Annotated in this window: 9 protein-coding genes and 2 rRNA genes; 3 read left to right on the top strand and 8 right to left on the bottom strand. The window is 38.4% G+C overall.

Translation table 11 applies throughout. From position 1 onward, the window contains the following. Positions 1-431: 431 nt before the first annotated feature. Positions 432-1580, top strand: coding sequence for a GGDEF domain-containing protein (locus AC5YDM_RS08680; RefSeq protein ID WP_496151722.1), 1149 nt, complete (start codon positions 432-434; stop codon positions 1578-1580). Between the two features lie 45 nt (positions 1581-1625). Here AC5YDM_RS08680 and def read toward each other — a convergent pair whose 3' ends face one another. The 5 genes from def to pnuC form a co-directional block, all read right to left on the bottom strand. Then, positions 1626-2144, bottom strand: coding sequence for a peptide deformylase (gene def / locus AC5YDM_RS08675; RefSeq protein WP_496151721.1), 519 nt, complete (start codon positions 2142-2144; stop codon positions 1626-1628). A gap of 236 nt (positions 2145-2380) precedes the next feature. Continuing rightward, entirely contained in the window at positions 2381-3556 is a 1176-nt protein-coding gene (locus tag AC5YDM_RS08670; protein WP_496151720.1) for a GGDEF domain-containing protein, read from the bottom strand. 134 nt (positions 3557-3690) lie between these two features. Next, positions 3691-4818 carry a GGDEF domain-containing protein gene (locus AC5YDM_RS08665; protein WP_496151719.1) on the bottom strand — a complete coding sequence of 376 codons (1128 nt, stop codon included), beginning with the start codon at positions 4816-4818 and terminating at the stop codon, positions 3691-3693. A 522-nt stretch (positions 4819-5340) separates the two neighbouring features. After that, positions 5341-5622: a hypothetical protein gene (locus AC5YDM_RS08660; RefSeq protein WP_496151718.1), complete on the bottom strand. Its 282-nt coding sequence runs from the start codon at positions 5620-5622 to the stop codon at positions 5341-5343. A 48-nt stretch (positions 5623-5670) separates the two neighbouring features. Further along, complete coding sequence (gene pnuC / locus AC5YDM_RS08655; RefSeq protein WP_496151717.1) at positions 5671-6249, bottom strand: nicotinamide riboside transporter PnuC; 579 nt, start codon at positions 6247-6249, stop codon at positions 5671-5673. A 221-nt stretch (positions 6250-6470) separates the two neighbouring features. Between pnuC and AC5YDM_RS08650 the strand changes: the two genes are divergently transcribed. After that, on the top strand, positions 6471-7256 hold the full coding sequence (locus tag AC5YDM_RS08650) for a crotonase/enoyl-CoA hydratase family protein (RefSeq protein ID WP_496151716.1): 786 nt from the start codon (positions 6471-6473) through the stop codon (positions 7254-7256). Between the two features lie 58 nt (positions 7257-7314). After that, a complete protein-coding gene (locus AC5YDM_RS08645) occupies positions 7315-8199 on the top strand; it encodes an alpha/beta hydrolase family protein (RefSeq protein WP_496151715.1) in 885 nt (294 codons plus the stop codon). A gap of 32 nt (positions 8200-8231) precedes the next feature. On the opposite strand, the gene AC5YDM_RS08640 is transcribed toward AC5YDM_RS08645, so the two are convergent. From AC5YDM_RS08640 to AC5YDM_RS08630, 3 genes are all read right to left on the bottom strand, one after another. Then, positions 8232-8663 (bottom strand): hypothetical protein, encoded by a 432-nt coding sequence (locus AC5YDM_RS08640; protein WP_496151714.1) that lies wholly within the window; start codon positions 8661-8663, stop codon positions 8232-8234. A gap of 306 nt (positions 8664-8969) precedes the next feature. Next, positions 8970-9084, bottom strand: a 5S ribosomal RNA gene (rrf, locus tag AC5YDM_RS08635). A gap of 176 nt (positions 9085-9260) precedes the next feature. Beyond that, a 23S ribosomal RNA gene (locus AC5YDM_RS08630) occupies positions 9261-12157 on the bottom strand. Positions 12158-12179: the final 22 nt, after the last annotated feature.

Raw genomic sequence — 12179 nt, 5'->3', positions numbered from 1 at the left:
TTTTTAAGTTCTATTCTTCATGTTTTAGCGTCTTATCTTCTTTTTTAAATCCTCTAATTGATCATCCTATCTATGAAATAAAGATTATTCTAATGATGCTATTTCATGAATGGTTCTAATAATATCTCTAAATTTAGAGTAACAATTAAAACATGCCATACCATTTTTAAAATTACTGAAACATTCCGCTTTGGGTAAATTTAGATCATATTTCAAACCATAAATAAAAAACACATCACATTAATTAGACTTTGATTTAACCTTATCTCCTTAAAATATCAGTTATTTTCTCCTAAATACATATCTAATTTAACGTTTTATATTTATGATAAAAAATAGTCAGAATGTAAAAAGAATTGCCAAACAATAATGCGATTGAACAAGAACATCACTCTAGATGATGACGCAAAAAAGAGGTTGAAATAACGGCTATGATTATCGAAAACTTAAACTTTTTTAGCTTAATTATTCCTTCATTTTTGATTGTTATTGGCTTATGTGTCATCTGTTTTAATGCAATCAAAACACTGCCCAAATATATTACTTGGCATGCTGTTGCTACGGTTTGCATTGGACTATGCATTCTATTACATTCGATTTTAACGCATTCAATCATGGCTTATAGCATTGCCTTGGTGCTTGGTATATTTCTACTTGCCTCTATTTTTATCACACATGCTGTTCATCATCGACTTAACATCGAAACCCATTGGGGCAATATCATATTTGTTGCCTTAGTTGGCTTTTGCTTATTGTTTTATTTTTCCGCGATCCAAGACAATCAAGATATTCGGCATCTCATTTTAGGCGTAACCATCTCTTCGATTTTTGGTAATCGTATTTACGAGCTTTGGTCACTTAAACCACGTCTTTATGTCGATCGCGGACTTAAGTATGTGGTCTGTTTTATTGTCGTTATTGCAGTGATGCGCGGCATGATTCTCTTTATGATCATGGACAATGACAGCTTAGTTTCAGATAGTGAAAATATATGGGCAACCACTCAACTACTACTGATCCTATTGGACTTGATCTTTTTTGCTCTCTTTACAGGCTGTGCCCTCCAAGATCAAATCAGAAAATTACGCATAGAACGTAATATTGATCCGCTAACTGGTTTACTAAATCGTCGTGCTTTAAATGAAAGAATTAACGCATTAAATGACTCTAGTACGATTAAAAATGCGTTACTGCTCTGTGATTTAGATTATTTTAAGAAAATTAATGATACCTATGGTCATCCGATAGGCGATGAAGCATTGAAGCATGTCAGTGCGATCATGAGTAAATCTATTCGTCCCTATGACGAAATTTCACGCATTGGTGGTGAAGAATTTGTGATTGTGCTCAAAGACGTAAATCATGACATGGCTTTGAATATTGGTGAGCGCATTCGTAAAGCCATCGAAGCACAGCCTTTAATCATAAATGAACAAACCATTCCCATTACCGTTAGTATTGGCATGGATTTCTTTGATAATCGAATTCAATTTGATCATACGATGGAAGCTGCTGATCTATTACTTTATCAAGCCAAGAAAATGGGTCGTAACCAAATTCAATGGCAACTGATTCCCTAAAATCAAATAGGGCTCTACTAAATACCGCAATTCTGTAAGATCCGATTAGTCACTGATAACAGATGCTTTTTGTGTTTTCTCGACATGATCTACAAACAAGATTCCATTTAAATGATCAATTTCATGTTGAATGATTCTTGCGGCAAATCCTTGAAAATATTGTTCAACCCATTCACCCGTCAAGGTTTGATAACGTACATGTACAGCTTCAGACCTTAAAACAAGCCCTCGTTGATCTGGCACACTTAAACAACCTTCTTCACCCCATATATTTTCACCCCCAGCTTCCAATATGTCAGGATTGATCATAGCGATCGCATCCATTTCGGGTGCACCTGGATAACGCAAATTCGGTCGTGAAGCAACGATAATAACTCGCTTCGACACATAAATTTGTGGCGCAGCAATACCAACACCTAAACGCTCATTCATGGCGTCATGCATGTTCGATACAAGTTGGCTCAATGCTTGTGTAGCAAACTCGGCTTGTAAAATAGGTTGTGCGATCAACCTTAAAACGTCCTCACCACGTTGCGCTACTGTAGTTTTGATTGCTGTACTCATGCTCCAACCCTATGCGTTATCAACTACGCAGGAAAATAAAATCTCATTCATCATTGAGAATACTATCGGTTCATTGATCAATCTTTTATCTCAATTCAGATTCTAAAATGATCTAACCATTTATAACGCTTTTATCATTTAAGGCTAGGTCTATTTTTAGATAAGTATTGTTATATCCATGAAATAGTCATCTAGACTTTGAAGAATCCATTCAATCAAATATTGGCTTTTGATGATTATGATAAGAATTGAACCTGATTTCGCCCCTTATCCTTTGCAATATAAAGCGCCTGATCCGCCATTCGGATCACATCTTCTTTTTTAGAAGTCTCGTCACTCATCGCCACACCAAAACTTGCAGATATATTAAATTCAGTCCCATCTTCATTTCGGATCAAAGTCTCAGCAATTGATTCTCGACATCTATTGGCGATATTGATCGCTTGATCTTTATTTAGCGCTGGCAAAATCAGAATAAACTCTTCACCACCATAGCGCCCTAAACACTCCCCATCAATTGCAATATTTGAAAGTATATTTGAAACAGTGATCAGTACCTGATCACCGACATCATGCCCATAAGTATCATTAATTTTTTTAAAATAGTCTAAATCCAATAGAATCACTGCATACATTTCATTTTGATCTTCTAATTTTTTAAGAAACTCTCCGATACTGCGTCGATTTAATATGCCCGTTAATGGATCTCTACGACTAATCTCATTAATTAATAATTCACGATTACGCCACTGAATCAGTAACACTTCAAATAAAACAATACTCACGATAAATATTGGGGTATACAGAAATAACATGCTGTAAACCCAAAATGAATTTTGATATAAATTCCCAGCATCCAATTCTGTACTAAATATTGGTGCGTAAATAATTAGGTCTTTAGCACAAAGCGTAATCAATAGCAGTAAGATGATCGTACCTGGAATAAACGTGGAATAAATAATTTTACGTTCATATAAAACCAACCCCACTGTGACTACAGTAATATAACCCGCGATGGTTGCAGGATTAGAAGTCCCTATGGCAAATCCAGCGAAAAGCATCGTGATCCCAAAATATCCTACTGCAATATAAGGCATATATTTTTGGAATAATTTATTACGCTTACAACGATAGCAAATAAAAATCAGAATAAAATAAAGAACAGCAGCAAGAATATAAAAAGATAGAAAAAAAGGATAATGCGCACTATCAATCCAATGATTCAACTCAGGCGAATGATAAGAATAAATAAGCCACAGTATCCAAACTAAAAAATCCAACCCGCCCATCGCCAAGATCAGTATCGTTTTACTGATATTATCCCACTGCATAATCACACTACTATGCATAAAATTTTCAATACTTTTCTGTACTGATGCAATTTTCGGAATTTTCGACCCAATATTTAGCATAAATGGACAACTATTCTTTTAAATTGAATTTAACAAGAGAATGTCTGGATTGCATACTCATTATTTTTCTGATGATTTTCATATTTTTCCCCGATCAATCAGCATACAGAAGTTCATCCTTGAGTAAGCTGCCTTTAAATTTGTGAATCCTTTAAATAAGAAGCACATTCTTCAAATTGTTTCACTTGATTACGTCCTGACTTTTTAGCCAAATATAAAGCCTCATCAGCTTGTTTTAAAATCTGTTGTTTGGTCTGATAATGATTTCCAACCGTGATCCCAAAACTGGCAGAGATCTGGATAAATTCTTTATCATTAATTTTGATACGCGTAGTTTCGATTTCTTTTCTACATCGTTCGGCAATATCTAAAGCTTGTTGAATCGATTTATTTTGTAAAACCAAAATAAACTCTTCTCCGCCAAAGCGTCCGACCACATCTTCATCTCTTACATTTTTCGATAAAGTTAATGCCACTTGTTTCAGCACATCATCACCGACATCATGCCCATAACTGTCATTAATTTTTTTAAAATGATCAAGATCCATCAAGATAATCGTCACATCTCGATGTTCATTCTGAATTTCAGTTAAATTTTGACCTATTTTTCGACGATTATAAATTCCAGTCAGCGGATCAATTTGGCTAATATCTCTAATCTTCTTTTCTCGATTACGCCATTGAATTAATAAAACTTCAAACAATACCAATGAACAAAAGAAAATGGGAATATAGAAATACATTTGGGAGTAGACCCAAAACTCATTGCGATGAAGTACCTTTTGATTATACTCAAGCGTATAAATCGGTGCATAAGTCATTTGACCATTTAAAGTTAAAATAATCGCAGCAACCAAATATATCGTGATTGGTATAAAGACCACATACATCACTGTTCTTTTATATAGAACCATACCGACAGTAATCAAACTAATATAGGCTGCAATAGCGACAGGGCTGGTGATACCAACAGTATATCCCCCATAGACAAAGCTCATACCAAAGAAAATCACGGAGATATAGGGGAAATATTTTGCTATATAAGGTTTTTCTCCCCAAAACCATATTGGAATAATAAGAGCAAAGCAAATGATGCAAAAAACAATCATTCGAGCTAAATGAAAGACCCCATAATCATGATTAAACCAATGTGTAAAAGATGGATGTCGAGAAAAATAGAGATACCAACAAATCCATGTAATATGCGCAGATCCGCCAAGCAATAAAACTAAAATGCTTTTATTCAGATCATTCCAATTCATCAGCACACTATTATTCATGAATTGTTGAATTTTCTTAGACTGAACTATTTTATGATAGATTTTCATTTCATTTATTTTTTATATAAATCAAATCTTATTCACTCAATAAGTTTATTTGACCTAAATCCCCGTATATATTTAAAAACTACACCTAAATAACGATAAATACATCACACTTTATTATTAAAACAATAAGTATTTTTATTAATCTACGCTGTATCAAAGCTTTATACAACACTTTTCTCAAACACTTAATAATATTTAAAGGGCATTAGTTCAACTAAAGGATATTCATCTAGCCCACTTAATTCGATTTATATAGCGATTTTTAATTATTCTTTTAGATTTCTATAGGTCTTAATACAATCATCAGAATTCTGATTTAAAGCACCATATGTTGTGCAGTTATTTTTAAATTAATTATCTTGGAGACCAAAATGGAAACATTTGAATCATACAGATGGAGTAAGTATCACGCCCCCTCTATATATTTCTAGTCAAATTTTGAGAATTTATGCCTGTTTAATCAGGTGTGTTCACTATTTTAAAATCGATACGCAGAGTGTCTGTAACATCAATACTCAATCTGCGGTTCTTATAGCGGATGACAGCATAAAATTGCTCTGCACCATCGTCCAGCCCTGTACATGTCCAAGTCGTGCCTTTGGGAAAATCATCAAGCCATGCTGCATTATAAAAATCTGCAATTGAATCAAAATGAGCATAGTCTTCAGCATGATCTAAAATGCGTTGGGCCAGTACATCAAACTTTTGTAATTGAACTGCATTAAAATCAATCAGCATGACTTATCCATTTTAGTGGGTAGCTTTAAATAGATCATCTCTATGTATTTAAATCATACCCACATGTTGCTGTTGCTTTTTTACAGCATTCCATTGCTTCCAGCCCAAAATCGCAAGACCAATAAATACAGCATATAGCCCTGCAGTCAGGTATAGGCTCTTGTAAAGGAACATTCCAACATAAACAATATCAACGATAACCCACAACACCCAAGTCGCAATATATTTTTGTGTCGTCCAATACGTTGCCAACAAACTGAAGGCAGCCAATTGCGCATCTAAAATTGGTAAAGAAGCATCTGTAAAGTAATGTAATCCCAATCCAAACAGTAATCCTGCGATCGAGGCCAACACCATTTGCATCACTAATGTCGGGGCATTTGATTTTTCAATGCGTATTGTATGTTCCTCGACTTTACCTTTTCGCCAATGATAAAAACCATAGAGATTCAGAACAATGAAAATAAACTGAAGAATCGTTTCTCCATACAATTTATATTCATAAAAAATATAGGCATACAAAACGAAAGCAATAAAGTTAAAAAACCAACACCACATTTGTCTTTTTATCGTGAGTGTTACACCAATGATGCTGATGATTACTGCAATAATTTCAATCGTTGACATAAGAAATTACTTAAAATTGAATAGATCTATTATCTAATCAAACCACATAATTTCAATGTTTAGTTGCCATTAATTTCATCAAAACTCAGCCAAACATCAACCAATTCATTCTGAAAAAGTACCTCATTTAAAAATAAAGACACAAATTTGAACTCAATAGTTTTGATTAAAATTTGTTCTTTCGTTAAAACTATAGATATTCAAAACTGAGAACAACTGCAATGTCTGAGCTACATGGAAAAGTCAGCCGAGAAATACAACAACATATTTTTTTGATTGGATTAGATCGCATCGATAAACGGAATGCATTTGACAGCCATATGATTGATGACTTATCTCGTGCATTAACGGAGTATGAAGACAATGATCAACTTAGATGTGCCATTATTTTTGCACATGGAGACCATTTTACAGCTGGACTAGACTTAGCAGAACTTCAACCTAAAATGGCATCAGGAATTTTTAGTTCAGATCTCAATATTATCAACCCTTGGGGAACTTCAGGTCGTCAACGCAAAAAGCCTGTCATTGTCGCAGTTCACGGTTATTGCTACACCGCAGGCATCGAGCTCTTACTAAATGCTGATATTGCCATTGCGCAAAATAATACTCAATTTACACAAATCGAAGTATTACGAGGAATTCTTCCTTTTGGCGGTGCAACCTCACGCTTCGTAAAATCTGCAGGTTGGTCAAATGCAATGCGCTACCTACTTACAGGTGATTTATTTGATGCACAGACTGCTTTAAATCTTAATCTGATTACTGAACTGACTGCCGACCGTCCATTAAATCGTGCTATTGAACTGGCTCAGCGTATTGCTAAGGCAGCTCCTCTCGCAGTACAAGCGACTTTAGCAGCCGCAAAAGATGCAATTGAATTGAGCGAATCTAAATCTTTTGAAAATCTCAATAAACATCTAAAACCGTTACTTGCCAGCAATGATGTACAAGAAGGTGTTAAAGCTATGCTTGAAAGACGAGAACCTCTCTTTACTGGAAAATAATTCATCATCGGCAAATATCGATAGTCTCTATCTATTGAAAGCTATAACGGATCAATCTATGCAAAACTCAGTAAGAAAATTGGATACCTCTGATTGCTTAATAGAAACTGTAAAAATCCAAGCAGATGACCATTATTCACTTACAGGTATACTCTATAGTTCGAAAAATCCAATCAAAGCGAAAATCATTGTGGCAAGTGCGACAGGAGTGCCACAACTTTTTTACCGTCGTTTCTCTGAATATGCAGTTCAACAAGGATTTCAAGTTCTTACATTTGACTATCGTGGTGTAGCGCAATCAGCACCACAATCTCTTAAGGGCTTTGAAATGTCTTATTTAGATTGGGGTACTTTAGATTTATCAGCTGCCATCGACTATATGTCCGATGATGTGACTCCATTGTTCGTGGTCGGACATTCTTATGGAGGACAAGCACTTGGCTTGACCAATAATCATCATAAGGTGAAAGCGATGTATTGCTTTGGTACAGGTGCCGGTTGGGCTGGATATATGCCGTTCAAAGAGCGATTTAAAGTCCAAGTCATGTGGAATATTATTTTTCCACCTTTAGTTGCTCTCAATGGTTATTTACCATGGAGCAAGATGAATATGGGTGCAGATCTTCCGCTCGGCGTTTATCAACAATGGCGTAAATGGTGTAAGCATCCAACTTACTTTTTTGCTGATCCTGCTCAACATGAACTTAAAAATCGTTATGCACAAGTAAAATCGATTATTTATGCTGTTTCAGCTGATGATGATGATTGGGCATTACCACAGTCTAGAGAAGCCTTTATGCGGCACTATACTCATGCTGAATTGCATTTTCTAAATGTATCTGCTGAAGAATATCAATTGAAAGAAATTGGACATATGGGCTATTTTAGAAAAGGAGCCGAACCTATATGGGATGAAATGTTTAAATGTTTGGACTCAATTTAAAAACTATCTTTACTAAGATAGAAAATTTAGAACTAAACTGAATATTTCAATTCCATTTTATGTTCAACACCATTTCGATCCACATGCGTATAAAAAACTCCATATTTACTTGCATAATATTCAAGGGATTGAGCATCGTAAGTCCAAAAAATAGACCACTCTCCTAAATCAAATTGATGAATCTGGCTTCTAGCCTGTGTCGGCATTTTATTTAAAAATTCATATTGAATTTGATCTGCAAATTGTAATTCTTTATTTTTAATTTCTTTTTCAAACATGAGTTGGGCAACATCATCAAATAGCTTTATATCTTGTTCATGATCTATACCTTTTAATGTTACTTCATCATTTATTTTTTTCTCATTTAGTATCCTTTCATCTACGACATTCTGGTCTTTTTCAAATTTCATTTTTTTAATAAAATTAAATCCTTGAATACTTTTTAGTCTATCTAATCTATTCATTAAGAAAAAATGCCAAAAGCAAAATACAAAGATTATAAATATTAGGAATATGAAAAATTTCATGTGTTCCCCTTCCTGTAATTCACAGTGAATAATTACCTTTCAAAAGCTATTCAATCAGCATTATTTCAATTTAGTAATATTGTAGTTCTCTATTTAGTTTGCTTCTTATTTAAACAGTAACAAGAAATGACATTGTAATGTTCAATACTAAGAGTTCCTCTCCCATTTATTCTTTATTGAATCTTCAATTTCCGCACATAAAAAAACACCCCCTGTATGACAGGGGGTGTTTTAGGAATAATGAGCTGGCGATGACTTACTCTCACATGGGTAACCCCACACTACCATCAGCGCAAAGAGGTTTCACTTCTGAGTTCGGGAAGGGATCAGGTGGTTCACTCTTGCTATTGTCGCCAGCACAACTGTTTATGGATACTTGCTTAGGTCTTATAAAGTGCCTGAGCTTTCTACCAAATGAGTTATTAACAGATTATATCTGAGTTGAATATTGTCATACTAACGGGCTTCTGAATCAAGCTGTTTTGATGAATATCGAATCAATTGAGCTTTATACAACAACTGTTTGGGTGTTGTATAGTCAAGCCTCACGAGTAATTAGTATTGGTCAGCTTCACATATCACTATGCTTCCACATCCAACCTATCAACGTTGTAGTCTTCAACGGCTCTTTAGAGGACATATAGTCCTTGGGAAATCTTATCTTGAGGTAGGCTTCCCGCTTAGATGCTTTCAGCGGTTATCCCTTCCGAACATAGCTACCCGGCGATGCGACTGGCGTCACAACCGGTACACCAGAGGTTCGTCCACTCTGGTCCTCTCGTACTAGGAGCAGATCCTCTCAAATTTCCAACGCCCACGGTAGATAGGGACCGAACTGTCTCACGACGTTCTAAACCCAGCTCGCGTACCTCTTTAAATGGCGAACAGCCATACCCTTGGGACCTGCTTCAGCCCCAGGATGAGATGAGCCGACATCGAGGTGCCAAACACCGCCGTCGATATGAACTCTTGGGCGGTATCAGCCTGTTATCCCCAGAGTACCTTTTATCCGTTGAGCGATGGCCCTTCCATACAGAACCACCGGATCACTAAGACCTACTTTCGTACCTGCTCGACTTGTGGGTCTCGCAGTTAAGCGCGCTTTTGCCTTTATACTCTACGCGTGATTTCCGACCACGCTGAGCGCACCTTCGTACTCCTCCGTTACTCTTTAGGAGGAGACCGCCCCAGTCAAACTACCCACCAGACATGGTCCTCGCTCCAGATAATGGAGCAGAGTTAGAACCTCAATATTACCAGGGTGGTATTTCAAGATTGGCTCCACTCGAACTAGCGTCCGAGTTTCAAAGCCTCCCACCTATCCTACACAAGTAAGATCAAAGTTCAATGTCAAGCTGCAGTAAAGGTTCACGGGGTCTTTCCGTCTAGCCGCGGGTACACCGCATCTTCACGGCGAATTCGATTTCACTGAGTCTCTGCTGGAGACAGCGCCCCCATCATTATGCCATTCGTGCAGGTCGGAACTTACCCGACAAGGAATTTCGCTACCTTAGGACCGTTATAGTTACGGCCGCCGTTTACTGGGGCTTCGATCAAGAGCTTCGCTTACGCTAACCCCATCAATTAACCTTCCAGCACCGGGCAGGCATCACACCCTATACGTCCACTTTCGTGTTTGCAGAGTGCTATGTTTTTAATAAACAGTTGCAGGGGCCTGGTTTCTGTGGCTGTCAACCGCTCAGGAAGTAAATTCCATCACCGTCGACAGCGTACCTTCTCCCGAAGTTACGGTACCATTTTGCCTAGTTCCTTCAGCAGAGTTCTCTCAAGCGCTTTGGTCTACTCGACCTGACCACCTGTGTCGGTTTCGGGTACGATTCCTGTGTAACTGGAGCTTAGAGACTTTTCCTGGAAGTATGGTATCAGCCACTTCACTGCACAAGTGCAGCTTGCTATCAGTTCTCAGCATAGAGTACCCCGGATTTGCCTAAGATACATGCCTACAACCTTCCACCTGGACAACCAACGCCAGGCTGACTTAACCTTCTCCGTCCTCTCATCGCATTACACAGAAGTATTGGAATATTAACCAATTTCCCATCGACTACGCCTTTCGGCCTCGCCTTAGGGGTCGACTCACCCAGCCCCGATTAACGTTGGACTGGAACCCTTGGTCTTTCAGCGAGCGAGTTTTTCACTCGCTTTGTCGTTACTCACGTCAGCATTCGCACTTCTGATACCTCCAGCATACTTCTCAATACACCTTCATCGGCTTACAGAACGCTCCCCTACCACTTGCAATAAATTGCAAATCCGCAGCTTCGGCACATAGTTTTAGCCCCGTTACATCTTCCGCGCAGGCCGACTCGACTAGTGAGCTATTACGCTTTCTTTAAAGGGTGGCTGCTTCTAAGCCAACCTCCTAGCTGTCTATGCCTTCCCACATCGTTTCCCACTTAACTATGATTTTGGGGCCTTAGCTGGCGGTCTGGATTGTTTTCCTCTTGACTACGGACGTTAGCACCCGCAGTCTGTCTCCCGGATAGTACTCATTGGTATTCGGAGTTTGCATCGGTTTGGTAAGTCGGGATGACCCCCTAGCCGAAACAGTGCTCTACCCCCAATGGTATTCGTCCGAGGCGCTACCTAAATAGCTTTCGGGGAGAACCAGCTATCACCAGGCTTGATTAGCCTTTCACCCCTATCCACAAGTCATCCCCTGGCTTTTCAACGACAGTGGGTTCGGTCCTCCAGTTAGTGTTACCCAACCTTCAACCTGCTCATGGATAGATCGCCTGGTTTCGGGTCTACACCCAGCAACTAAACGCCCTATTAAGACTCGATTTCTCTACGGCTCCCCTATTCGGTTAACCTTGCTACTGAATGTAAGTCGCTGACCCATTATACAAAAGGTACGCAGTCACCGGACTCAATGCCGGCTCCCACTGCTTGTATGCATGCGGTTTCAGGATCTATTTCACTCCCCTCACAGGGGTTCTTTTCGCCTTTCCCTCACGGTACTGGTTCACTATCGGTCAGTCAGGAGTATTTAGCCTTGGAGGATGGTCCCCCCATATTCAGACAAGGTTTCACGTGCCCCGCCCTACTCGACATCATCATATAAGCCCTTTCGTGTACAGGACTATCACCCACTACGGTTGCACTTCCCAGAGCATTCCACTAGAACTTATATGACTTAATGGGCTTTTCCCCGTTCGCTCGCCGCTACTAAGGGAATCTCAATTGATTTCTTTTCCTAAGGGTACTGAGATGTTTCACTTCCCCTCGTTCGCCTCGTATGACTATGTATTCATCATACGATACCTGCCTTATGACAGGTGGGTTTCCCCATTCAGAAATCTCCGGATCACAGGATATTTGCCGCCTCCCCGGAGCTTATCGCAGGCTATTACGTCTTTCATCGCCTCTGACTGCCAAGGCATCCACCACATGCACTTAATTACTTGACTATACAACCCCAAACAGTCGTTT

Source organism: Acinetobacter sp. CY81 (assembly GCF_059515925.1).
The sequence above is the reverse complement of the archived record's forward strand: the minus strand, read 5'-3'. Positions and strand labels throughout refer to the sequence as shown.

Excerpts from the sequence above, each read along its gene's own strand:
- pnuC (WP_496151717.1), bottom strand. The coding sequence starts at position 6,249 with ATGTCAACGATTGAAATTATTGCAGTAATCATCAGCATCATTGGTGTA.
- AC5YDM_RS08640 (WP_496151714.1), bottom strand. The coding sequence starts at position 8,663 with ATGAATAGATTAGATAGACTAAAAAGTATTCAAGGATTTAATTTTATT.
- AC5YDM_RS08665 (WP_496151719.1), bottom strand. The coding sequence starts at position 4,818 with ATGAATTGGAATGATCTGAATAAAAGCATTTTAGTTTTATTGCTTGGC.
- AC5YDM_RS08650 (WP_496151716.1), top strand. The coding sequence starts at position 6,471 with ATGTCTGAGCTACATGGAAAAGTCAGCCGAGAAATACAACAACATATT.
- AC5YDM_RS08680 (WP_496151722.1), top strand. The coding sequence starts at position 432 with ATGATTATCGAAAACTTAAACTTTTTTAGCTTAATTATTCCTTCATTT.
- AC5YDM_RS08645 (WP_496151715.1), top strand. The coding sequence starts at position 7,315 with ATGCAAAACTCAGTAAGAAAATTGGATACCTCTGATTGCTTAATAGAA.
- AC5YDM_RS08660 (WP_496151718.1), bottom strand. The coding sequence starts at position 5,622 with ATGCTGATTGATTTTAATGCAGTTCAATTACAAAAGTTTGATGTACTG.
- def (WP_496151721.1), bottom strand. The coding sequence starts at position 2,144 with ATGAGTACAGCAATCAAAACTACAGTAGCGCAACGTGGTGAGGACGTT.
- AC5YDM_RS08670 (WP_496151720.1), bottom strand. The coding sequence starts at position 3,556 with ATGCTAAATATTGGGTCGAAAATTCCGAAAATTGCATCAGTACAGAAA.